A 23,210-nucleotide genomic window follows, 5' to 3' on the forward strand; every position below is an offset into this window, starting at 1 on the left:
CCCGATGACCTGACCCGGCACGACGGCAAGGCCCTGGAGGCGATCGCCTCCAGGGCCTTGCCGGCGCGTTGTGCCAGCATCGGGGCATGGGAAACGTGCCGTCCGGGCCGGACACCGAGGTGCTGCGCCGGATGCGGCTCGCCCGCGACGCCATGGACCGCGACTGGGCCGACCCCATCGACGTGGCCGCCGTCGCCGCCCGCGCCGGCTACTCGCGCTACCACTTCGTCCGGCTGTTCGGCGAGGTGTACGGCGAGACGCCCGGTGCCTACCTCGCCCGCCGCCGCATCGAACGCGCCCAGGACCTGCTCCGCAACGCCAACCTGACGGTCACCGAGGTCTGCATGCTGGTCGGCTTCACCAGCCTCGGGACGTTCTGCACCCGCTTCAAGCAGGAGACCGGGATGACGCCCACCGAGTTCCGGCGGTGGGCGCGCACCGGCGGGGCGCCCGCCATCCCCGGCTGCTTCGTGCTGATGTGGGCGGGCGGCTTCCGCAAGAAATGAGAAGGCCGGGCGGCCGGCCGCGCCCTAGCGTGAACGGCATCTTCCCTGTTCGCAAAGGAGACACGGCATGATCACGAGACTGGGGCTGGCCACCGTCTGGGTCCTCGACCAGGACGCGGCCAAGGCGTTCTTCACCGGGAAGCTCGGCCTTGAGGCCCGGGACGACATGACGCTCGGCGAGGGCGGGATGCGCTGGGTCACCGTCGGCGCCAAGGACCAGCCCGAGCTGAGCCTGGCCCTCATGGTCCCCGGCCCGCCCACGATGGACCCCGGTTCCGCCGCCCAGATGAAGGCGCTCATCGCCAAGGGCATCCTCGGCGCCGGCGCCTTCAACACCGACGACTGCCAGGCCGACTACGAGCGGCTGTCCGCCCAGGGCGTCGAGTTCGTCCAGAAGCCGGAGCGGCGCCCCTACGGCATCGAGGCGGTGTTCCGCGACGACTCAGGCTGCTGGTACAGCCTGACCGAGCCCTTCGAGCGGCTCGACGAGAGCGCGCCGTGGAACGACTGCGTGAGTTGAAAGGTCAGGGGGCCAGGGCCGCCCCGAGCTCGCGGAGGACGGTCACGAGGAGCTCTACGTCGGCTTCGGTCGTCCGCCAGTTCACCGGGGCCGGGCGGAACACCGTCATGCCGCGGTAGGTGCTGGTGCCCGCGTAGACGCGGCCGTCCGCGAGGAGCGCCTCGCCCAGGCGCGCGTTCAGCTCGTCGAGGTGCTCCTCGGGGACGCCGTCCGGACGGTACCGGAAGCACGCGATGCACAGCTGCACAGGCGCGAGCAGCTCCAGGTCGGGCGCGGCCTCGACGAGCCCGCCGAGGTGCTCCACGACGTCCAGGTGCCGCTCGACCATCGCCCGGTAGCCGTCCCGCCCGTACGCGCGCAGCGTCGCCCAGATCGGCAGCGCCCGCGCCCGCCGCGACGACTCGGGGCCCAGCATGTTGTAGCTGATCCGCTCGTCGTCGGCGTCCGGGAGGTACGCCGCGCCCCACGTGCCGAACGCGCGGCTCAGCGACATCGGGTCCCGGACGAACGAGAACCCGCTCTCGTACGGGACGTTCATCCACTTGTGGCCGTCCGCCGTGACCGAGTCGGCCCGCTCGACGCCCCGCGCCAGGTGCGCCGTCCGCGGGCTGAGGGCGGAGAACAGGCCGAACGCGCCGTCCACGTGCAGCCAGGCGCCGTGCCGCTCCGCCAGGTCGGCCAGCGCGTCGATCGGGTCGGAGTCCCCGGTGGTGACCTCGCCCAGGTTCGCGACGATCACCGCGCGGCCCTCCACCCGGGCCAGCGCCTCGTCCATGGCGGCGAGGTCGACCCGTCCCGCTTCGTCGCGTGCGAACGTCGTGAGGGTGTCCCGGCCGCAGCCGAGGATCTGCAGCGCCTTCCTCGTGCTGACGTGCACCAGGCCGCTGCTGAACACGGGCATCACCGGCAGCCCCGCCAGGCCGCGCGACGTCACGTCCACCCCGTGCCGGCCGGCCCACCAGTGCCGCGCGCACGCGAGGCCCGTGACGTGCGCGAGCGTCGCGCTCGGCGTCAGCACGCCGCCGAACGACGCCGGCAGCCCGAACAGCTCCTTCAGCCAGCGCAGCACGACCGTCTCCGCCCGCGACGCCAGCGGCGACGCCGCCCACAGGCCCGACGCCTGGTCGAGCAGCGAGGTCGCCCAGTCGCCCGCCATCGCCGCCGGCGTCGACCCGCCCACGACGAAGTGGAAGAACCGCGGTCCGGACGAGTGCGTGGCCGCCTCCGTGCCGATCCGCAGCAGCCGCTCGACCGCGGCCACCGCCCCGTCCCCCTTTGCGGGGAGCGGGCCGTCCAGCTCGTCCAGGAGGGCGTCCTTCGCCCGGTCGTGGACGCGGCGGTCCGGCAGGCCGTCCAGGTAGGGCTGCGCGGCCCGCGCCACCAGCGCCAGCGGATCACCGGCCGTGTCACGTTCGTCAAGCGGATCACTCATGACGCAAGCAGACCACAGACGGCATACCGCCGGAAACGCCCAGACGTCCGGCGAACCGGGCCCCCTTGTGGTCTTCGCGCTGGTCGGCTACGGTCCGGCCTGGGTTCACCGCGTGGCGGCCGCACGCCCGCGGCCCCGCCGTGAACCGCACGCTCCCGCACCCCGCAGCGCGGGACATCAGGGGTCCGGCCACCCACCGCTGGGGTGGCCGGACCCACCCGCACCAGACCACCGCCGCGTCCGTTTTCGACAAGACGGCCGAGCGCGGGCCCCGTAGCGTCGGAGCCATGAAGGTCCTGCACGAGACCGGGCTCGCCCGCGCCGCCGAGTTCCTGCGCCTGAACGGCCGCCTGATCGACCGGCGCCGGTTCGCCCTCCACTTCCGCGGCGGGCCCGCCGCGCCCCTCGTCGCCGCGCTCAGGGGCTACGAGAACCCCGACGGCGGATACGGCCACGCCCTCGAACCCGACCTGCGCGGCGAAGGAAGCCAGCCCGTCCCCGCCCAGCACGCCCTGCAGTTCCTGCACGAGGCGGGCGCCGACGACGATCCCGCCGTCGCGCGCATCGCCGGCTACCTGTCGTCCATCACCGCCGGCGACGGGGGAGTGCCGTTCGTCCTGCCGACCGTCCGCGACACGCCCCACGCGCCCTGGTGGCAGGCGGCGGACGACCCGGTCGGCGGCATCAACCCCACGGGCACCCTCGCCGGGATGCTTCACCGGGCCGGCGCCGACCATCCCTGGCTGGGGCCCGCCACCGGCTTCTGCTGGCGCTACCTGGAGGCCGGGGACGCCGGACCCGGCGCCTACGACGTCCTCGCCATCCTGACCTTCCTCGACCACGTCCCCGACCGGGACCGCGCGGAGGCCGCGTTCGGCCGCGTCCGCGACGTCCTCGCGGCGCACGCGTCGAGCGACCACCAGGGGACGCTCGACTTCGCGCCCGCGCCGGGCGGATACGGGCGCCGGCTCTTCGACGACGACGCCGTGGAGACCGCCCTCGACGCCCTCATCGACGCCCAGCACGACGACGGCGGCTGGGACGTCGCCTTCCCCAGCTGGACGCCCATCACCCGCCCCGAATGGCGCGGCTTCGCCACCGTCGAGAACCTCCGGACGCTCCGTGCCTACGGACGGCTCAAGCCCTGACTCAAAGGAGGTTGCGGACGGGCTCGCCCGCCAGGTCGCGCACCTCGTGCGCGAAATGGGCCTGGTCGGCGTAGCCCGTCGCGTACGCCACATCCGCGAGCGGCTCGCCCGCCCGCGCGAGCCGCAGCGCCCGCTGGAAGCGCAGCACCCGCTGCAGCGTCTTCGGGCCGTACCCGAACATCGCCAGGGACCGCCGCCGCAGCTGCCTGTCGCCCAGCCCGAGACCGTCCGCGACATCCCGCACCGATCCCCGCGCCAGGCCGGTCACCACCGCCTCGGCCAGGGGGTCCGGCGGCCTGATCCGGTCCCGGACCGCCGCGACCAGCGCCCCCCGCCGGTCACCGGCGTCCGCCACGGCCTCCGCCAGGCGGTCGGCGTCGTCGCCCCACAGGTCCCGCAGCGGCAGCCGCCCGTCGCGAAGCGCGTCCGCCGGGACGCCCAGCACCGGCGGCGCCGCCCCCGGCCCGAACCGCACCGCCGCGAACTCCTCGCCCGGCCGCAGCAGCGACGGCCGCGGGCCGGTGTCCGGGCCCGCCACCAGGATCCGGCCGCCGGACCAGATCAGGTCGACGCAGCCGTCCGGCACCACCCGCTGGACGAACGGCTCCGCACCGGGCGGCAGCGCCGACGTCCACGAGCACGCCAGCCCCGGCGTCCGGTACTCGCGATAGCCGGTCGGGTTCACCCCTCCTGCATACCACCCGCGTCCGCGGGCAGGGCCCCTGGAAACCGGCGGAACCGGAGGAACCATGCCGAACAACGATCTTCACGGCAAGACCATCGCCTTCCTGTGCGCGCCCGAGGGCACCGAGCAGGTCGAGCTCGCCGAGCCGTGGAAGGCCGTCGAGCAGGCCGGCGGCCGGCCGCGCCTCGTCTCCACCGAGTCCGGCCGGCTGCAGGCGTTCGATCACCTGGACAAGGGCGACACGTTCCCCATCGACACCACCGTCAACGTCTCCGGCCACACCGAGTTCGACGGCCTCCTCCTTCCCGGCGGCGTCGCCAACCCCGACTTCCTGCGCACCGACCCCAACGCGGTCGCGTTCACCAAGTCGTTCTTCGACGCGGGCAAGCCCGTCGCCGTCATCTGCCACGGCCCGTGGACGCTCATCGAGGCCGGCGTCGTCCGTGGCCGCACCCTCACCTCGTGGCCGAGCCTCCAGACCGATCTCCGCAACGCGGGCGCCACCTGGGTGGACGAGGAGGTAAAGATCTGCGAGGGCGGGCCCAACGTCCTGGTCAGCAGCCGCAAGCCCGGCGACCTGAAGGCGTTCTGCCAGGCCGCGGTCGAGGCGTTCGCACGGTGATCGGCCACGTGTGGTCTAGACCTCTGACCTAGACCACTGGGTGAACCCCGGGCGACCATATCCTGCACGAATATCCGTACCGACAAGTAACTAAGTACGGTTGTGCACGTGACCCGTCGAGCGAAGATCGTCAGCACCATCGGCCCCGCCTGCTCCAGCACCGAGCAGATCAACGCCCTCGTAGACGCCGGCATCGACGTCGCCCGCCTCAACATGAGCCACGGCGAGCATGCCGTCCACGAGGAGGTCTACCACCGGATCAGGGCCGCCGCCGACGCCACCGGACGCGGCGTCGGCATCCTCGCGGACCTGCAGGGCCCCAAGATCCGCATCGGCCGCTTCCCCGACGGCCCCGTGCGGCTCACGCTCGGCGACGAGTTCACCGTCACCACCGACGACGTCCCCGGCACCCGCCGCGAGGTCTCCACCACCTACCAGGGCCTGCCCGGCGACGTCAGCGCCGGCGACAGCGTCCTCATCGACGACGGCCGCGTCGCCCTCAAGGTCACCTCCGTCGAGGGCACCCGCGTGCACACCGTCGTCACCGTCGGCGGCATGGTCTCCGACAACAAGGGCCTCAACCTCCCCGGCGTCCCGGTCAGCGTCCCCGCCCTCACCGACAAGGACGAGCGCGACCTCCGCTGGGCGCTGCGCCTCGGCGTCGACCTCGTCGCGCTGTCCTTCGTGCGGACGCCCGCCGACGCCGACATCTGCTACCAGATCATGGAGGAGGAGGGCGTCCGCGTCCCCCTCATCGGCAAGATCGAGAAGCCGCAGGCCGTCGAGCGCCTCCCCGAGATCGTCGCCGCCTTCGACGGCATCATGGTCGCCCGCGGCGACCTCGGCGTGGAGCTCCCCCTCGAACAGGTCCCGATCGTCCAGAAGCGCGCCATCGAGCTCTGCCGCGAGAAGGCCCGCCCGGTCATCGTCGCCACCCAGATGCTCGAATCAATGATCTCCGCGCCGCGCCCGACCCGCGCCGAGACCTCCGACGTCGCCAACGCCGTCTTCGAGGGCGCCGACGCCGTCATGCTCTCCGGCGAGACCAGCGTCGGCCAGTACCCCATCGAGTCCGTCCTGACGATGAGCCGCATCGTGCAGACCGCCGAGCAGGCCGCCCTGCACGCCACCCACACCCTCGACCGCATGCCGGAGACGGTCGGCGGCGCCATCGCGCGCGCCGCGGCCGAGGTCGGCGCCATCGTCGGCGCCGAGGCCCTCGCCGCCTTCACCATGTCCGGCGAGACGGCTCGCCGCCTCTCCCGCTACCGCTCGCCGATCCCGCTGCTGGCGTTCACCTCGGTCCCCGCCACCCGCGGCCGCCTCGCGCACGTCTGGGGCGTGGAGACCTTCATCGTCCCGCAGGTCGACCACACCGACGCCATGTTCGGCCAGGTCGAGCAGTCCCTCCTCGAACTCGGCCGCTGCCAGAAGGGCGACAGGATCGTCGTCGTGGCCGGCTCGCCCCCCGGCACCGCCGGCTCCACCAACGCCCTCCGCGTCCACACCCTCGGCGAGGCCATAGCCGTCCAGCACTGACGAAGACCACCACCCCGGCCGGGTACCGCGCGACCGCACCCCGCGCGGTACCCGGCCTTTTATCACCACCCGCAGAAACCACGCACCGCACGAGGATCACCAGCCGGTCTCATTTGCACGTCGCTCCGGAGAACCACCCCGAACGGCCACGGTGCCGCATAGGCGTACGCAATCCGCCCGCCGACCTACGGCAGAACCAGAGCCCTGCATGGACCGCGCATCGCCATGTCGCTGCTGGCGGGCGTTTTAAGAGAAGTGCCCCGAGTGGGATTCGAACCCACACTGGATGTGGTTTGAGCACATTGTCTCTGCCATTGGACTATCGGGGCATTTGTCCGAATAACTCGGGCATCTGGATCGCCCTGCCGGGCGGGCTCCCGAGGGGGCCCGGGTGAGGGGCGACGCAGTGCCAGGGTAGCGGGTTTCGGTAGGGTCGTGGCGTGGAGAGCGCTCGGCGAGTAGTGATCGCGGAAGATGAGGCCCTGATCCGGCTGGACCTGAAGGAGATGCTTCAGGAGGACGGCTACGAGGTCGTCGGAGAGGCCGGTGACGGGGAGACCGCCGTGCGGCTGGCCGGGGAGCTCAAGCCGGACCTGGTGATCCTGGACGTGAAGATGCCGGTGCTGGACGGGATCTCCGCCGCCGAGCGCATCTCGGCGGACCGGATCGCCCCGGTGGTGATCCTCACCGCGTTCTCGCAGCGCGAGCTCGTCCAGCGGGCGACGGACGCGGGCGCGATGGCCTACCTCGTCAAGCCGTTCTCCAAGACCGACCTCGCGCCCGCGATCGAGGTGGCGGTGAGCCGGTACACCGAGCTGCGGGCGCTGGAGGCCGAGGTCGCCGGGCTGCAGGAGCGGCTGGAGACCCGCAAGGTGGTCGACCGCGCCAAGGGGCTGCTGCAGGAGGCCCACGGGTGGTCCGAGGCGGAGGCGTTCCGCTGGATCCAGAAGACGTCCATGGACCGGCGGCTCACGATGCGGGCGGTCGCCGAGGCGGTCGTCGCGGGGGCGTCCGGCGGAGGCCGGGGGGAGCCGGCCGCGGGCTGACCCCTCTGCACTGTCATCTCCCTGGTTGTCAAGGTCCAAAGTGCGGACCCCGGCCTGCCCAACGATCATTACTCCCTGTAATCGTCCCAGGCAACGGCCGGTATCGGATGAGCACAGGGGCGTAACGAACGAGTAACCCTTCGATCCGGGGGGCCTGTTCTGGGGTGGGTCGACGGTGTACGACATACCTGGTCCCCGCGTGACCGGTTTCCTCCATCCGAGGCCCCGGCGCCGGGGCTTGACTCGTACCCGATCCCCTCCCGGATCCGGATGGAAAGGTTGGGCACCTTGCGGCGCAACATGATGAGGATCACCGGCGCGGTCGCGGTGAGCGCGGTGCTCGCGCTCGGCGCCGTGGCCTGCGGTGACAGTGATGACGGCGGCTCCGGCGGCGGCAACGAGGTCACGCTCGGGTTCATGGGTGACCTGACCGGCGAGAACTCGGGCCTGGTGATCCCGCCCAAGCAGGGCGCGCAGCTGGCGATCGAGCAGTACAACGCCACGAACCCCAAGACCAAGATCAAGCTCAAGACCTACGACAGCCAGGGCAAGCCGGAGCAGGCGACGTCGCTGGCGCTGGGCGCGGTCAAGCAGGACAAGATCGCGGGCCTGATCGGCCCGGCGTTCTCCGGTGAGTCGCAGAGCGTCGGCCCGATCCTCGAAGAGGCGAAGATCCCGAGCGTGTCGCCGTCCGCGACCAACATCACGCTGGCCGAGAAGGGCTGGAAGTACTGGCACCGCGTGGTGGCCGACGACGCGGCGCAGAGCGCCGGCGTCGGCACCTTCGCGACCAACTCGGGGATGAAGAAGGTCTTCCTGGTGTCGGACAACCAGGACTACGGCAAGGGCCTCGCGGACGCCATCGAGAAGGCCGTCAAGGCCAAGGGCGCGCAGACCCAGAGCGACGCGGTCGACGACAAGGGGACCGACTACTCCTCGACCGTCAACAAGATCAACCAGTTCAAGCCGGACCTGGTGTACTTCGGCGGCTACTACGCGGTCGCGGGCCGGCTGTTCAAGCAGCTGCGCGAGGGCGGCTACAAGGGCAAGATGATGTCCGGCGACGGCTCGCTCGCCAGCGGCCTCATCGAGGGCACCGGCAAGGAGAACGCCCAGGGCGCGCTGCTCAGCTGCGGCTGCCTCATCGACCCGACGGGCAAGACGAACCCGAAGGCCAAGAAGTTCTCCGACGACTACAAGGCGAAGTTCGGCTCCGAGGTCGCGATCTACTCGACGGAGGGCTTCGACGCCGCGACGGCGTTCATCGAGGCCGTGAAGGCCGGCAAGACCGAGCCCGAGGACATCAACACCTACCTGAAGACGATCGACGTCCAGGGTGTCGGCAAGAAGATCAAGTTCGCCGAGAACGGCGAGCTCGCGACCGAGGACATCTTCATCTACGAGGTCGAGGGCGACAAGCTGCCGCTGCTCGGCAACAGCAACGAGGCGAAGGTCTCGTAGGCGTCCCCGACGCCTGCCGAGATCCCTGATGGCGCGGGAGCGGGAGCGCTGCGGCGCTCCCGCTCCTTCCTCTGACTAAGGCGACCAAAGGTGCTCGACGACTTCATCAATCAATTCTGGCCGTCGACCATCGACGGGCTGGCGCTCGGCGCGATCTACGCGCTGCTGGCGCTGGGCTACACGATGGTCTACGGCGTGCTCCGGCTGATCAACTTCGCGCACGCCGACATCTTCATGGTGGGCACCTTCGCGGCCCTGTGGACGGTGCGGACGCTGGGCGTCTCCACCGTGGGCGGCGTCGCGCTGATCGGGGTGGTCGCGCTGTGCGCCGTCGTGGCGGGCGTGGTGGCCGGCGGCAGCGCGATGGTCCTGGAGGTCGTGGCGTACAGACCGCTGCGAAAACGAGGGGCGTCGAGGCTGGCCGCGCTGATCTCGGCCATCGGGGCGTCGATCTTCATCCAGCAGCTGTTCGCGACGGTGGTCGTGCACCGGGTCTTCGGCACCTCGAAGGAGGGCGGGAAGCTCCCGGTCGACGAGCACTTCAAGAAGCTGACCGACGTGGTGGACATCGGGCCGATCCAGATCAGCAACGACAAGCTGATCATCTTCCTGGGCGCGGTCCTGATGATGGTGGCGCTCGACCAGTTCGTGAACCGGACGAAGCTCGGCCGCGGCATCCGCTCGACGGCGCAGGACCCGGAGACGGCGGTCCTGATGGGCGTCAACATCGACCGGGTCGTGTCGGTGACGTTCGTGGTCGGCGGCGTCATGGCGGGCGTCGCGGCGGCGCTGTACTTCCTGCGCTTCGAGCAGACGAACTACTTCGTGGGCTTCCTGCTCGGCATCAAGGCGTTCACGGCGGCGGTCCTCGGCGGGATCGGCAACATCCGCGGCGCCCTCGCCGGCGGCTTCGTGCTCGGGCTGCTGGAGATGTACGGTTCGAGCCTGTTCGGCTCGCAGTGGCGGGACGTGGTCGCGTTCACCGTGCTGATCCTGGTCCTGATGTTCCGTCCCACCGGCATCCTCGGTGAGTCCCTCCAGCAGGCGCGCGCATGAACCTTACGAAGAAGAACGGAAACGGAAACGGCGCCCGGGCAGGTCTCGGCCTGTCCCTCGACCCGCTGCGGAACTGGTGGGCGGGCGCCCCCGGGTGGCAGCGCTGGGCGGTCTACGTCCTGCTCATCGTGGCCGCGGTGTTCCTGCCGAGTGAGGCGATCGGCAGCTTCATGGCGCCGAGCGGCGCGAGCTGGCCGTCGATGCTCAGCGACCAGATCGCCATCTACGTGCTGCTGGCGCTGGGCCTGAACGTCGTGGTCGGCATGGCGGGCCTGCTGGACCTCGGCTACGTCGCGTTCTACGCGGTCGGCGGCTACACCATCGCGATCTTCGCGGTGCGGTACCACTGGAGCTTCTGGGAGGCGCTGGTCCTGGCGATCCTCTTCTCGGCGCTGGCCGGGGTGATCCTCGGGGCGCCGACGCTGCGCCTGCGCGGGGACTACCTGGCGATCGTGACGCTGGGCTTCGGTGAGATCGTCAAGCGGACGGCGAACAACAGCTCGTTCGTCAACGGCCCGCGCGGCGTGCAGGGGATCCCGCACCCGCCGACGCTGTCGGAGTTCGAGGTCCTCGGCGTGCAGCCGCTGAAGTACGGGCTGCTGGACACGCGGCCGTACTACTACCTGCTGCTCGTGTTCATCATCATCGCGATCATCTTCGTCCGGCGGCTGGACGCGTCGCGGGTCGGCCGGGCGTGGGCGTCGATCCGCGAGGACGAGGACGCCGCGGAGCTGATGGGCGTCCCGACGTTCAAGTTCAAGCTGGCGGCGTTCGCGATCGGCGCGGCGATCGGCGGCAGCGGCGGCGTGGTGTTCGCCGCGAAGCAGACGTCGATCCTGCCGGCGAACTTCGAGTTCATCGTGTCGGCGCTGGTGCTGGCGGCGGTCGTGCTGGGCGGCTCGGGGAACATCCCGGGCGCGATCCTCGGCGCGTTCGTGGTGGCGTGGCTGCCCGAGCGGTTCCGGTTCCTGGACGAATACCGCATGCTGATCTTCGGAGGCGCGCTGGTGCTGATGATGATCTTCCGTCCGGAGGGGCTGTGGCCGTCGCGGCGGCGCAAGGCCGAGCTGGCGGAGGGCGGCGGCGGCATGGGCACCATGGGCGCCGAGATCGCCGGACCGGGTCAGTCCGAGGCCGCGGAGGTGAGCAAGTGAGCGGGACGGACGAGCGCAGGCCGGTGCTGGAGCTGCGCGACGTCGTGATGCGGTTCGGCGGCGTCGTGGCGCTCAACAAGGTCGAGATCACGATCCGCGAGGGCGAGATCTTCGCGCTGATCGGCCCGAACGGCGCCGGGAAGACGACGGTGTTCAACGTGACCACCGGCGTCTACCGGCCCACCGAGGGCCAGGTGGTCTTCGACGGCAAGCGCATCGACGGCAAGAAGCGCTATGCCGTGACCAAGCTGGGCGTCGCCCGGACGTTCCAGAACGTGCGGCTGTTCCACAACATGACGGCCTTGGAGAACGTCCTGGTGGGCACGGACGCCCATCACCGGACCGGCCTTGCCGGCGCGTCGCTGGGGCTGCCGTGGCACCGCCGCGAGGAGCGCCAGGGCCGGGAGCGGGCCCGCGAGCTGCTGGACCTGGTGGGCGTGACGCACCGGGCCGAGGAGGCCGCGAAGAACCTGCCGTACGGCGACCAGCGGCGCCTGGAGATCGCGCGGGCGCTCGCCACGGACCCGAAGCTGCTGCTGCTGGACGAGCCCGCCGCGGGCATGAATCCGGCGGAGAAGGTGGCGCTGCAGGACCTGATCCGCAGGATCCGCGACACCGGGGTCACGGTGCTCCTCATCGAGCACGACATGAGCCTGGTGATGGGGATCAGCGACCGGGTCGCGGTGCTGGACTTCGGGCAGAAGATCGCCGACGGCCTGCCGGCCGAGGTGCAGAACGACCCGCGGGTGATCGAGGCGTATCTGGGGGCTCCGGCCGATGCTTCTTGAGATCGAGGACATTCACGTCCACTACGGAAAGATCGCGGCGCTCAAGGGCATCACGGTGTCCGTCGACGAGGGCGAGATCGTGTCGCTGATCGGCGCGAACGGCGCCGGGAAGACGACCACGCTGAAGACGATCTCGGGCCTGCGGAACCTGTCGGCGGGCGCGATCCGCTTCGACGGGCGCGACATCAGCCGGCTGGCCGGGCACAAGCGCGTGACGGCCGGGATCGGGCAGGCGCCGGAGGGGCGCGGGATCTTCCCGGGCATGACCGTGGAGGAGAACCTCCTGATGGGCGCCTACGCCCGGAAGGAGAGCGCGGCGAAGGAGCTGGCGGAGGCCTACGAGCTGTTCCCGCGGCTGGCCGAGCGCAAGTCGCAGGCGGGCGGCACGATGTCCGGGGGCGAGCAGCAGATGCTCGCGATCGGGCGGGCGCTGATGGCCGCGCCGAAGGTGCTGCTGCTGGACGAGCCGTCCATGGGGCTGGCGCCGATGCTGGTGCAGCAGATCTTCTCGATCATCGAGGAGATCAACCGGCGCGGCACGACGGTGCTGCTGGTGGAGCAGAACGCCCAGCAGGCGCTGCAGATCGCGCATCGCGCGTACGTCCTGGAGACGGGCCGGGTGGTGAAGGCCGCCCCGGCGGCCGAGCTGCTGGACGACCCGCAGGTCCGCGCCGCCTACCTGGGCGGCGAGCTGGGCGACGACGTGGCCGCCGCCGCGGACGTCACGTCCCAGGAGTCCGTGGAGGCCCCGTCCGAAGGGTCGGCGGACGCCACGGAGGAGGGGACGTCCTCGTAGCGTCCTGAGTTCGGCGTGTGCGCCCGCCCTTCCCCGGTCCGCCGGGGCGGGCGGGCGACGCGTTTCGGGGCCGCCTGGGCCTCAGGGGAGGGCTATCTCGGCGGGTGCTGGGTCGGTGGTCGCGCCGACCGGCGGCGATCCGTAGAGCCGGACGGCCTTGGCCTTCGCGGCGCGGGGGACGTCGAACCAGAGGTCGAACTCGACGCGCATGGACGAGCCGACCGACAGCCGCTCCGGCTGCCGTTTGATCATGGTGGCGTTGACGTCGGGGGAGTGGGCCTTGCCGTCGGTGGTGACGAGGCGCTGCTTCCAGGTGTCGAAGACCTGGATGTCGCGGCCGGTGTTGACGGCGAGCACCCGGACGCGGGTGAAGGCCCCTTTGGCGTCCATGGCGGCGTGGGTGCCCATGACGTCGGTCATCGCGGTGCGGAAGCCGATGACGGTGAACAGCATGTCGGCGCTGCGCCCGGTCTTGCCCTCGGGGACGGACTCGCCTTCGCGGGCGGTCTCGGCGGGGATCTTGTAGGCGGGCCGCTTGTCCGCGTGCCCGGATCCGGAGCAGGAGGCCGACGCGAGGGCCGCGGCGAGGACGGCGGCGGCCGGGAGAATGTCGCGGTGGCGCATGGCCCTCCCCGGACGTGTGCTGACCCGGGATCACCTTTGGGGCCGTACGAACCTTCCCCGGGCGCGTACGTTGTCTACTCGGTGATCCCGGGCCGTTCCGATCCACGCTACAGACCCCGGGGCCCGCATCGCAAAGAAAGCGTGGATCAAGCTTCGGTCAATCGCCCGCGGGGGCGTCCCGCAGCATGCAGGTGAGCCGGGCGGTGCAGACCCGCCGGTCCCTCTCGTCGGTGATGACGATGTCGTAGGTGGCGAGGGTCCGGCCGCCGTGCGTGCGGGTCGCCACGCCCGTGACGTACCCCTCGGTCGCGGACCGGTGGTGCGTCGCGTTGATCTCGATGCCCATGGCGATCCGGCCCGGACCCGCGTGCAGCGCGGAGCCCGCGGAGCCGAGGGACTCGGCGAGGACGCAGGAGGCGCCGCCGTGCAGCAGCCCGTACGGCTGGGTGTTGCCCTTGACCGGCATGCGGCCGACGACGCGCTCGGCCGAGGCCTCCAGGTACTCGACGCCCATGGTCTTGGCCAGGTCGCCCGCGGCGCCGAGCGCGTCCCCCGCGAGGATCTTCGCGCCCAGGTCCTCGGGGCTCACGCCGTCGGTGTCAGTCACTTACGCCTCCACAAAACTGTCGTACGCGCAGACTAGAGTCCTCGTGTGGCGACTACGGCAACGACCCCTGACAAGCGCGACCGGCTTCTCCTGCTCGACGGGCATTCCCTGGCCTACCGGGCGTTCTTCGCACTGCCCGTCGAGAACTTCTCCACCACCGACGGGCAGCCGACCAACGCCGTGTACGGGTTCACCTCGATGCTCATCAACGTCCTGCGCGACGAGCGGCCCACCCACATCGCGGTGGCGTTCGACCGCTCCGAGCCGACGTTCCGGCACGAGCAGTACGTCGAGTACAAGGCGGGCCGGCAGAAGACGCCGGACGAGTTCCGCAGCCAGGTCAGCCTGATCTTCGAGGTGCTGGACGCGCTGCGCATCCCGCGCATGTCGGTCGCCGGGTTCGAGGCCGACGACATCATCGCCACACTGTCCGTCCAGGCCACCGGTGCGGGGCTGGAGACGCTGATCGTCACCGGCGACCGCGACGCGTTCCAGCTCGTCAACGACGACGTGACGATCCTCTACCCGATCCGCGGCGTGTCCGAGCTGTCCCGGATGGACCCCGCCGCCGTCGAGGCCAAGTACGGCGTCCCGCCCGAGCGGTACCGCGAGCTGGCGGCGCTGGTGGGGGAGAGCAGCGACAACCTGCCCGGCGTCCCCGGCGTCGGCCCGAAGACCGCCGCGAAGTGGCTCGTCAAGTACGGCGACCTCGACACCCTCGTCGACCGGGTGGAGGAGATCAAGGGCAAGGCCGGCGACAACCTGCGCGAGCACCTCGCCGGCGTGCTGCGCAACCAGCAGCTCAACAAGCTCGACACCGAGGTCGGGCTGGAGCTGGCGCCGCCGCAGCTGACCATGGGCCAGTGGGACCGCGACGAGATCCACACCCTGTTCGACTCGCTGCAGTTCCGGGTGCTGCGCGAGCGCCTGTACTCCTCGATCTCCGCCGCCGAGCCCGAGGCCGACGAGGGCTTCGAGGTCGATCTCGACGCGCTGGAGCCGGGCGCCCTCGGCACCTGGCTGGACGCCAACGCCGGCGACCGGACCGGCATCGCCGTCACCGGAACCTGGGGCCGCGGCACGGGCGAGATCACGGCGCTGGCGCTGGCGTCCAAGAAGGGCCCGGCCGTCCACCTCGACCCGGCCGAGCTGATCGAGGACGACGAGCGCGCCCTCGCCGCCTACCTCGCCGACACGGCCCGCCCCAAGGCGATCCACGAGGCCAAGGGCCCCATGCTGGCGCTCGCCGCCCGCGGCATGCGGCTGGAGGGCGTCACCAGCGACACCGCCCTCGCCGCCTACCTCGCGCTGCCGGGCCAGCGGACGTTCGACCTCGCCGACCTCGTCCTGCGCTACCTGCACCGCGAGCTGCGCAGCGAGACCGAGGACTCGGGGCAGCTGACCCTCGACGGCTCCGGCGAGGAGGAGGCCGCCGAGGCCCTCGCGGTCCGCGCCCGCGCCGTCACCGAGCTGGCCGACGTCCTCGACAAGGACCTCGACAAGCGCGGCGCCACGCGCCTGCTGCACGAGGTGGAGCTGCCCCTGGTCGGCGTCCTGGCCGGCATGGAGCGCGCCGGCATCGCCGTCGACACCGACCGCCTCGCCGGGCTGTCGGCGTCCCTCGGCGGCCAGGTCAAGGAGCAGGAGCAGCAGGCCCACGCGGTCGTCGGCCACGACTTCAACCTCGGGTCGCCCAAGCAGGTGCAGCAGGTCCTGTTCGACGAGCTGAACCTGCCGAAGACCAAGCGCACCAAGACCGGCTACACCACCGACTCCGAGGCCCTGACGAACCTCCAGGAGAAGGACCCGCACCCCGTCCTCGACCACATCCTGCGGTGGCGGGAGGTCGCCAAGCTCAAGAGCATCGTCGACTCCCTCATCCCGATGGCCGACGACGCCGGGCGCATCCACACCACGTTCAACCAGATGATCGCCGCCACCGGGCGCCTGTCCTCCACCGACCCGAACCTGCAGAACATCCCGATCCGCACGGCCGAGGGCCGGCAGATCCGGGAGGCGTTCGTCGTCGCCGCGCCCTACGAGTCGCTCCTCACCGCCGACTACTCCCAGATCGAGCTGCGCATCATGGCGCACCTCTCCGAGGACGACGCGCTGCTGGAGGCGTTCGGCACCGGCGCCGACTTCCACACCATCACCGCGTCCCGCGTCTTCGGGCTGCCGCCCGAGCAGATCGACTCCGAGCTGCGCGCCCGCATCAAGGCCATGAACTACGGCCTCGCCTACGGCCTGTCGGCGTACGGCCTCTCCCAGCAGCTGCGCATCTCCCCGGACGAGGCCCGCGGCCTCATGGAGGAGTACTTCGAGCAGTTCGGCGGCGTCCGCGACTACCTGCGCGACATCGTCGCCAAGGCCCGCCAGGACGGCTACACCGAGACGATCCTCGGCCGCCGCCGCTACCTGCCCGACCTCAACTCCGACAACCGGCAGCGCCGCGAGATGGCCGAGCGGATGGCCCTCAACGCCCCCATCCAGGGCTCGGCCGCCGACATCGTCAAGGTCGCCGGCCTCAACGTCGACCGCGCCCTGCGCGCCGCCGGCCTCACGTCCCGCATGCTCCTCCAGGTCCACGACGAGCTCGTCTTCGAGGTCGCCCCCGGCGAACTCGACGACCTCAAGACCCTCGTCAGCGCCGAAATGGCCGGCGCCTACGACCTCCGCGCCCCATTGAGCATCTCCATGGGTACCGGCCAAACCTGGCAGGACGCTGCGCACTAGTTTTTGGGCATTTCTCTCCTCCTTCGGGCCTGGCGGCCCTCCATCGTCGAGAAACGCGGTGCGATCGCTGCATCGCTCCGGCTCGCCTAGCGGCTCGCTGCGCGATCAGGTTTCTCGCAGGCTCGAAACCTGCCTTCGGAAGCGATCGCGGTGGCCCAGGTTGTTGCTTGGTTGCGGGGTGGCTGAGGCTGTCGGTGGGCTGTCGGTGGGTCGGGGCAGAATGGGGGCATGTGCCGCAGTATCAAGACGCTTCGTCCGCCCTTTTCCGATGATGTGACCGACGAGGACGTGCGGGCGGCAGCGCTCCAGTACGTCCGGAAGATCTCCGGGTTCCGGGCCCCCGCGTCCCACAACGCGGAGGCGTTCGACCGGGCCGTGGCGGAGATCGCCCAGAGCACCGCCGCCCTCCTTGACTCCCTGGAGGTCCGCGGGCGCCGCGCGAGCTGAGCTACTCGGCGGCGACCAGCTCGGCGATCTGGACGGTGTTGAGGGCCGCGCCCTTGCGCAGGTTGTCGCCGGAGCAGAACAGGGCGAGGCCGTTCTCGGCGGTCTCGTCGCGGCGGATGCGGCCCACGTAGGTCGGGTCCTGGCCGGCGGCCCGCAGCGGCGTCGGGACGTCCGCGAGGACGACGCCGGGCGCGCCCGCCAGCAGCTCGCTCGCGCGCTCCGGGCTGACCGGACGCTCGAACCGGGCGTTGACCTGCAAGGAGTGGCCGGTGAACACCGGGACGCGCACGCAGGTGCCCGACACCTTCAGGTCCGGGATCTCCAGGATCTTGCGGCTCTCGTTGCGGAGCTTCTGCTCCTCGTCGGTCTCCGCGAGGCCGTCGTCGACGATCGAGCCGGCCATCGGCAGCACGTTGAACGCGATCGGCTGCACGTACACCGACGGCTCGGGGAACTCCACGGCCGTGCCGGAGTGGGTCAGCCTGTCGGCGGTCTGGACGGTCTTGGCCGCCTGGTCGTGCAGCTCGGCGACGCCCGCGAGGCCGCTGCCGGACACGGCCTGGTAGGTGGAGACGACCAGCGCCGTCAGCCCCGCCTCGGCGTGCAGCGGGCGCAGCACCGGCATCGCGGCCATCGTGGTGCAGTTCGGGTTCGCGATGATCCCCTTGGGGCGCTGCCGCGCGGCGTGCGGGTTGACCTCGGCGACGACCAGCGGCACGTCCGGGTCCATCCGCCAGCCGGAGGAGTTGTCGATCACGACGGCGCCGGCCGCGGCGACCTTCTCGGCCAGCGCCTTGGAGGTGGTCTTGCCCGCGGAGAACAGCACGATGTCGAGCCCGGAGTAGTCGGCGGCGGCCGCGTCCTCGACGGTGATCTCGGTGCCGTCCCACGGGAGCCTGCGGCCCGCCGAGCGCGCCGAGGCGAACAGCCGCAGCTCCTCGACCGGGAATCCGCGTCCGGCCAGGATTTCGAGCATCTTGGCCCCGACCTGTCCGGTGGCCCCGACGATGCCGACTCTCATGCCGCTCCCTCTGGTAGTTCGCTTGATCCGGGCGAGTCTGCCCAGCCCGTTCGCAGGTCGTCCAGTCAATAACCCTACGTGGAGGGTTCAAGCGTCCCTTAACGGAACGCGTCCAGCCCGGTGACGGCCTTCCCGAGGGTGAGCAGGTGCACCTCCTGCGTGCCCTCGTAGGTGAGGACGCTCTCCAGGTTGTTCATGTGCCTGATCACCGGGTATTCGAGCGTGATCCCGTTGGCGCCGAGGACGGTGCGGGCCTCCCGGGCGACGTCCAGCGCCGCGCGGACGTTCGCGAGCTTGCCGAACGAGACCTGCTGCGGGGTGACGTTCCCCTCGTCCTTGAGCCGCCCGACGTGCAGGGCGACGAGACCGGCCTGGCCTAGGGCGACCTCCATCCAGGCGAGCTTCTCCTGGGTGAGCTGGAACGAACCGATGGGCTTGCCGAACTGCTCACGGGTCTTGGCGTAGTCGACGGCCGCCTCGTAGCAGGACCGTCCGGCGCCGATCGCCCCCCACAGGATGCCGTAGCGGGCCTCCGACAGGCAGCCGAGCGGGCCCTTCAGCCCCTTCACGTTCGGGAGCATCGCCGATCCGGGGACCCGCACGTCGTCCAGCACCAGCTCGGAGGTGACGGACGCGCGCAGCGACAGCTTCCGGTGGATGTCGCTCGCCGTGAAGCCGTCGGTGCCCTTGGGGACGAGGAAGCCGCGGATCCCGTCGCCGGTCTGCGCCCACACGACCGCGATGTCGGCGATCGACCCGTTGGTGATCCACATCTTGGCGCCGTTCAGCACCCAGCCCCCGCCGTCGCGCTCCGCCCGGGTCAGCATGTCGCCGGGGTCGGAGCCGCGGTCCGGCTCGGTCAGCCCGAAGCAGCCGATCGCCTCGCCGGCGGCCATCCTCGGCAGCCACTCGTTCTTGTGCTCCTCCGACCCGTACTTGTGGATCGCCGCCATCGCCAGCGACCCCTGGACGGACACGAAGCTGCGCAGCCCCGAGTCGGCCGCCTCCAGCTCCCGGCACGCCACCCCGTAGGCGACGGCGCTCGTCCCGGCGCAGCCGTAGCCCTGCAAATGCATCCCGAGCAGGCCGAGTTTCCCCAGCTCAGGGGCCAGTTCACGGGCGGGGAACGTGCCGTCCTCGAACCAGCCGGCCAGGTGCGGCGCGATCTTCTCCGCGACGAAGGCGCGCACCGTGTCGCGGACCATCCGCTCCTCGTCGGTGAGCCGGTCGTCCACACGCAGCACGTCCATGCGGGTCTCCTCCCTCGGGGCCGTCCGCCCACGAGGGTACGTCGGGGACGGCACCCCGACCGGTCAGGGGTGCACTCAGGGGCGAATCAGGGCGAATCCGGATGTCAGGTTGACCGTTCGCTGGGCATGATCGAGGCATGGACATGGACAAGACCACCAGCAAGCAACTCCGCCGCACCCATGACGGCCGCATGGTCGCGGGCGTCTGCTCCGGCGCCGGACGGTTCCTCGGCGTCGACCCCAACGTCATCCGGCTCGGCCTGGCCGTCTTCACGCTCTTCGGCGGCGCCGGCATCGGGATCTACGCGATCGCGTGGCTGCTCGTCCCCGAGGAGGGCGCCTCGAAGTCGGTCGCCGAGGACCTGTTCAAGAAGGCGAGCGACTCGCCGACCGTGCAGGACGCCGTCCGGAAGACGAAGAACACGGTCGGCAAGGACCGCACCCACGCCTAGGACGCGCGGCCCGCGAACTCGTCGCCGCCCGTGGCGACGACGACGGGTTCCGCCCGCGTGCCGGCGATGACGCCGCCGCGGACCTGGTTCCAGCCGAGCGTCAGCATCGCGGCCGCCGACAGCCCGAGGACGCCGGCGAGCGCCACCACCGTCTCCGGCCCAAGGACCTGCGCCGCGGCGCCGCCGACGAGGATGCCGACGCCCTGCCCGGCGAGGATGCCGGACTGGGCGAGCCCGAACGCCTGCCCGCGCCCGGACGCCGGCACCGCGGCCACGAACGCGGTGTTGGCCGCCAGCTGGTAGGCGCCGCCGACGCCGGACAGCGCCCACAGCCCGACGACCCACCCCAGCGGCGGGTGGGCGCCCGCGCCGACCAGCGGCAGGCACGCGAGCATCGACATCCACCCCATGAGGTGCAGCCGGTTCGCCGGCCGGACGAACCGGCTGAACAGCAGCGAGCCGGCCACCATCCCCGCCGGCATCGCCGCCAGCAGCAGCCCGGCCGTCACCGCGCCGCCGCCGAACGTCGCCGCGTACGGGACGGCCAGCCCCTCGGGGATCACGTAGAAGGTGCACAGCCACGCGAACAGCACCAGCGAGCGCAGCACCGGATCGCCGAACACGAGGCGGACGCCGTCCCGCGTGCCCTGGAGCAGCCCGAGGGACTCGCGCTCCCGTCTGCGCGGCGCCGGCCGCCTCCGCAGCCCGCCGATCAGGATGACGGCGGACGCGCCGAACGTCAGCGCGTCCAGGGCGAGGGTCTCGTACGTCCCGACGATCGCGACGACCGCGCCGCCCACGAGGAAGCCCAGCACCTGCGTGACCTGGTGCGTGACGTTCGCGATCGCCGATCCCGCCACGTACCGGTCGCCTTCCAGGACGTCCGGCAGGACGGCCGCGCGGGCGGCGGAGAACGGCGTCCCCAGCAGGACGGTCGCGAACACCAGGACCGACAGCGCCCACACCGGCATCGCCACCAGCGCCATCAGCGCCACCAGCCCCGCCCGCACGACGTCGCAGACGACCATGACCGTCCTGCGCGGGAACAGGTCGGCCAGCCCGGACAGCACCGGCCCGCCCACGATCGGCGGGATGTAGGTGAGGGCGTACACGAGCGCCGTCAGCAGCGCCGACTTCGTGTGGTCGTACACGAGCACGGCCAGCGCGACCTGCGCCAGCTGGTCCCCGACGAACGACAGCGCCTGCGCCGTCCAGAGGGCACGGAACTCCCCGACCGCGAACACCTCGCGGTAGGTCGCCTGCTCCTCCGGCGGACGACGATGCCGGCCGGTCTGCCTTCCCGCCACGCGCGCTCCAGGTCAGTGCGTCCCCCTGCTGGACGCCCCTCCCCCTATTAACTCACGCTGAGTGGCAGTAGCGTGACCGACCGTGCGCAATTCCCCGATCAATATCCGAGCTCGTGCAACCGTTCGTCATCGATGCCGAAGTGGTGCGCGATCTCGTGCACGACCGTTATCCGGACTTCTTCCACCACGTCATCAGGGGTGTCGCAGATCCGGAGAATCTCACGGCGGTAGATCGAAATGTGATCGGGCAGGACGGCCCCGTACCAGTCGCCGCGCTCGGTGAGGGGTACGCCTTGGTACAGGCCGAGAAGTCCGCGCTCGGGCGCATCGTCCTCGACGACGATGACGACATTGCGCATGCGGGCGGTCAGCTCGGCCGGGATGCTGTCGAGGGCCTCGCCCACAAGGTCCTCGAACGCCTCTCGCGACAACTCGATCACATGGCTCATTCTGCTCGACAGAAGGGGGACACGTGCCCAAGGTCCGCGCCGCGTCGACCAAGGCCCTCGCCGCCCTCCGTACCCAGGCGCGGCGCGTCCGGACCGCCTGCGCCCCCGCGGCCCGCCGCGTCCGCACCGGCTATACCCGCGTCCGCCCCGTCCTCACCAGCCGCTGGACCCGGTTCGCCCTCGTCGCCGCCATCGGCCTCACCGCCGGCTACATCGGCCTCCTCCTCGGCGGACGCTACGTCACCCCGGTCGGCCCCACCGACGTCCAACTCACCCTCCAGCCGTCCCTGCACGGCGGGACCACCCTCAAACTCCCGCCCCTCGGCTCCCTCCAGCTCGACACCCACGGCGGCCCCGTCTCCCTGGAGGCCCGCCTCACCGACCTCCGCCCCGACCAGGCCAAGAAGCTCATCAACGACGACACCGAACTCGACCGCCTCACCGACCGGATCGCCGGCCAGATCCGGCACGGCCTCATCGAACTCCTCATCCGCGCCGCCCTGATCGCCCTCGCCACCAGCTTCGCCGCGTCCCTCCTCCTCTTCCGCTCCTGGCGGCGCGCCCTCCTCGGCACGGGCTCGACCGTCCTCGGCCTCGCCGCCCTCACCCTCGTCACCTGGACGACGTTCAACCCGCAGTCCATCGCCGAGCCCCGCTACACCGGCCTGCTCGCCAACGCCCCCCAGGTCGTCGGCGACGCCCGCAGCATCGTCGAACGCTTCACCGCCTACCGCGCCCAGCTCGCCCGCCTCGTCGGCAACATCTCCGAGCTGTACGCCACCACCTCGACCCTCCCCACCTACGAGCCCGACCCGTCCACCATCCGCGTCCTGCACGTCTCCGACATCCACCTCAACCCCGCCGCGTGGAGCGTCATCAAGTCCGTCAGCACCCAGTTCAAGGTCGACCTGATCATCGACAGCGGCGACCTCATGGACCACGGCAGCAAACCCGAGGACAAGTTCGCCAACTCGATCTCCGGCCTGAAGGTCCCCTACGTCTACATCCGCGGCAACCACGACTCCATGGAGACCCAGAAGGCCGTCGACCGCGAGAAGAACGCCATCGTCCTCGACGACGACACCCGCGACGTCAAGGGCCTGCGCATCTACGGCGTCGGCGACCCCCGCTTCACCCCCGACAAGAGCACCCGCGACGACTTCGTCGGCGCCGACCAGCTCCGCGACGAGGGCACCCGCTACGCCGAGAAGCTCCGCAACTCCGGCAACCTGCCCGACGTCGTCGTCACCCACGACCCCAGCGAAGGCGAGGCCTTCTCCGGCGTGAGCCCCCTGATCCTCGCCGGCCACACCCACGCCCGCTCCACCAAACTCCTGCCCACCGGCACCCGCCTCTTCGTCCAGGGCTCCACCGGCGGCGCCGGCCTCCGCGGCCTCGAACACGAACAGCCCACCCCCATCGAACTGTCCGTCCTCTACTTCAGCCGCGCCTCCCACCGCCTCCAGGGCTGGGACGACCTGCGCCTCGGCGGCCTCGGCCTCACCTCCGCCCAGATCGAACGCCACCTCGAACCCGACCCGGACCGCGCCGTCAAGCCCCAGCC

The 23,210-nt window shown here is 71.1% G+C and carries 23 protein-coding genes and 1 tRNA gene; 15 read left to right on the plus strand and 9 right to left on the minus strand.

The window, feature by feature from the left end:
* Positions 1-86: 86 nt before the first annotated feature.
* Both E1293_RS25430 and E1293_RS25435 read left to right on the plus strand, forming a co-directional pair.
* Complete coding sequence (locus E1293_RS25430; protein ID WP_207939089.1) at positions 87-506, plus strand: helix-turn-helix transcriptional regulator; 420 nt, start codon at positions 87-89, stop codon at positions 504-506.
* 67 nt (positions 507-573) lie between these two features.
* Entirely contained in the window at positions 574-1,026 is a 453-nt protein-coding gene (locus E1293_RS25435) for a VOC family protein (protein WP_132199975.1), read from the plus strand.
* 4 nt (positions 1,027-1,030) lie between these two features.
* On the opposite strand, the gene E1293_RS25440 is transcribed toward E1293_RS25435, so the two are convergent.
* On the minus strand, positions 1,031-2,458 hold the full coding sequence (locus E1293_RS25440; RefSeq protein WP_132199977.1) for a pyridoxal phosphate-dependent decarboxylase family protein: 1,428 nt from the start codon (positions 2,456-2,458) through the stop codon (positions 1,031-1,033).
* A gap of 287 nt (positions 2,459-2,745) precedes the next feature.
* On the opposite strand from E1293_RS25440, the gene E1293_RS25445 reads away from it, so the two are divergent.
* Complete coding sequence (locus E1293_RS25445) at positions 2,746-3,606, plus strand: hypothetical protein (RefSeq protein ID WP_132199978.1); 861 nt, start codon at positions 2,746-2,748, stop codon at positions 3,604-3,606.
* Between the two features lies 1 nt (position 3,607).
* Here E1293_RS25445 and E1293_RS25450 read toward each other — a convergent pair whose 3' ends face one another.
* On the minus strand, positions 3,608-4,291 hold the full coding sequence (locus tag E1293_RS25450) for a helix-turn-helix transcriptional regulator (protein WP_243716530.1): 684 nt from the start codon (positions 4,289-4,291) through the stop codon (positions 3,608-3,610).
* A 64-nt stretch (positions 4,292-4,355) separates the two neighbouring features.
* Between E1293_RS25450 and E1293_RS25455 the strand changes: the two genes are divergently transcribed.
* Together E1293_RS25455 and pyk are read left to right on the plus strand one after the other, a co-directional pair.
* A complete protein-coding gene (locus E1293_RS25455) occupies positions 4,356-4,913 on the plus strand; it encodes a type 1 glutamine amidotransferase domain-containing protein (protein ID WP_132199980.1) in 558 nt (185 codons plus the stop codon).
* A gap of 108 nt (positions 4,914-5,021) precedes the next feature.
* Complete coding sequence (gene pyk / locus E1293_RS25460; RefSeq protein ID WP_132199981.1) at positions 5,022-6,452, plus strand: pyruvate kinase; 1,431 nt, start codon at positions 5,022-5,024, stop codon at positions 6,450-6,452.
* Positions 6,453-6,708: 256 nt separating this feature from the next.
* On the opposite strand, the gene E1293_RS25465 is transcribed toward pyk, so the two are convergent.
* A tRNA-Leu gene (locus E1293_RS25465) sits at positions 6,709-6,781 on the minus strand.
* Between the two features lie 111 nt (positions 6,782-6,892).
* Here E1293_RS25465 and E1293_RS25470 point away from each other — a divergent pair.
* The 6 genes from E1293_RS25470 (at position 6,893) to E1293_RS25495 (ending at position 12,753) form a co-directional block, all read left to right on the plus strand.
* Positions 6,893-7,498, plus strand: a complete 606-nt coding sequence (locus E1293_RS25470; RefSeq protein ID WP_279473279.1) for an ANTAR domain-containing response regulator — start codon at positions 6,893-6,895, stop codon at positions 7,496-7,498.
* Between the two features lie 288 nt (positions 7,499-7,786).
* Positions 7,787-8,959: a branched-chain amino acid ABC transporter substrate-binding protein gene (locus tag E1293_RS25475; RefSeq protein ID WP_207939090.1), complete on the plus strand. Its 1,173-nt coding sequence runs from the start codon at positions 7,787-7,789 to the stop codon at positions 8,957-8,959.
* Positions 8,960-9,049: 90 nt separating this feature from the next.
* A complete protein-coding gene (locus tag E1293_RS25480) occupies positions 9,050-10,015 on the plus strand; it encodes a branched-chain amino acid ABC transporter permease (RefSeq protein WP_132199982.1) in 966 nt (321 codons plus the stop codon).
* The gene (locus tag E1293_RS25485; RefSeq protein WP_132199983.1) at positions 10,012-11,169 is read left to right on the plus strand and encodes a branched-chain amino acid ABC transporter permease; all 1,158 of its coding nucleotides are present in this window, start codon (positions 10,012-10,014) and stop codon (positions 11,167-11,169) included. Before E1293_RS25480 ends, E1293_RS25485 begins: the two co-directional genes overlap by 4 nt.
* Before the next feature lie 47 nt (positions 11,170-11,216).
* Entirely contained in the window at positions 11,217-11,957 is a 741-nt protein-coding gene (locus E1293_RS25490) for an ABC transporter ATP-binding protein (RefSeq protein ID WP_132200005.1), read from the plus strand.
* Positions 11,947-12,753 carry an ABC transporter ATP-binding protein gene (locus E1293_RS25495; protein ID WP_132199985.1) on the plus strand — a complete coding sequence of 269 codons (807 nt, stop codon included), beginning with the start codon at positions 11,947-11,949 and terminating at the stop codon, positions 12,751-12,753. Before E1293_RS25490 ends, E1293_RS25495 begins: the two co-directional genes overlap by 11 nt.
* A gap of 81 nt (positions 12,754-12,834) precedes the next feature.
* Here E1293_RS25495 and E1293_RS25500 read toward each other — a convergent pair whose 3' ends face one another.
* Positions 12,835-13,377 carry a DUF4352 domain-containing protein gene (locus tag E1293_RS25500; protein ID WP_132199987.1) on the minus strand — a complete coding sequence of 181 codons (543 nt, stop codon included), beginning with the start codon at positions 13,375-13,377 and terminating at the stop codon, positions 12,835-12,837.
* Positions 13,378-13,534: 157 nt separating this feature from the next.
* Positions 13,535-13,891 (minus strand): PaaI family thioesterase, encoded by a 357-nt coding sequence (locus E1293_RS25505; protein ID WP_132200006.1) that lies wholly within the window; start codon positions 13,889-13,891, stop codon positions 13,535-13,537.
* Between the two features lie 138 nt (positions 13,892-14,029).
* Here E1293_RS25505 and polA point away from each other — a divergent pair, with 138 nt between their 5' ends.
* Positions 14,030-16,720, plus strand: coding sequence for a DNA polymerase I (polA, locus tag E1293_RS25510; RefSeq protein ID WP_132199989.1), 2,691 nt, complete (start codon positions 14,030-14,032; stop codon positions 16,718-16,720).
* A 228-nt stretch (positions 16,721-16,948) separates the two neighbouring features.
* Positions 16,949-17,167, plus strand: coding sequence for a DUF2277 domain-containing protein (locus E1293_RS25515; protein ID WP_132199991.1), 219 nt, complete (start codon positions 16,949-16,951; stop codon positions 17,165-17,167).
* 1 nt (position 17,168) lies between these two features.
* On the opposite strand, the gene E1293_RS25520 is transcribed toward E1293_RS25515, so the two are convergent.
* Positions 17,169-18,188 (minus strand): aspartate-semialdehyde dehydrogenase, encoded by a 1,020-nt coding sequence (locus E1293_RS25520; RefSeq protein WP_132199993.1) that lies wholly within the window; start codon positions 18,186-18,188, stop codon positions 17,169-17,171.
* Between the two features lie 98 nt (positions 18,189-18,286).
* Positions 18,287-19,438: an acyl-CoA dehydrogenase family protein gene (locus tag E1293_RS25525; protein WP_132199995.1), complete on the minus strand. Its 1,152-nt coding sequence runs from the start codon at positions 19,436-19,438 to the stop codon at positions 18,287-18,289.
* A gap of 137 nt (positions 19,439-19,575) precedes the next feature.
* On the opposite strand from E1293_RS25525, the gene E1293_RS25530 reads away from it, so the two are divergent.
* Positions 19,576-19,890, plus strand: a complete 315-nt coding sequence (locus E1293_RS25530) for a PspC domain-containing protein (protein WP_132199997.1) — start codon at positions 19,576-19,578, stop codon at positions 19,888-19,890.
* Here E1293_RS25530 and E1293_RS25535 read toward each other — a convergent pair.
* On the minus strand, positions 19,887-21,197 hold the full coding sequence (locus E1293_RS25535) for an MFS transporter (protein WP_132199999.1): 1,311 nt from the start codon (positions 21,195-21,197) through the stop codon (positions 19,887-19,889). The genes E1293_RS25530 and E1293_RS25535 overlap by 4 nt on opposite strands.
* Before the next feature lie 98 nt (positions 21,198-21,295).
* Positions 21,296-21,637 carry a metallopeptidase family protein gene (locus E1293_RS25540; RefSeq protein ID WP_132200001.1) on the minus strand — a complete coding sequence of 114 codons (342 nt, stop codon included), beginning with the start codon at positions 21,635-21,637 and terminating at the stop codon, positions 21,296-21,298.
* Positions 21,638-21,669: 32 nt separating this feature from the next.
* On the opposite strand from E1293_RS25540, the gene E1293_RS25545 reads away from it, so the two are divergent.
* Positions 21,670-23,210 (plus strand): metallophosphoesterase family protein (locus E1293_RS25545; protein ID WP_243716532.1); only part of this gene is annotated, 1,541 nt, incomplete at its 3' end.

The sequence above is a fragment of the Actinomadura darangshiensis genome (assembly GCF_004349235.1).
GTDB classification, from domain to species: domain Bacteria; phylum Actinomycetota; class Actinomycetes; order Streptosporangiales; family Streptosporangiaceae; genus Spirillospora; species Spirillospora darangshiensis.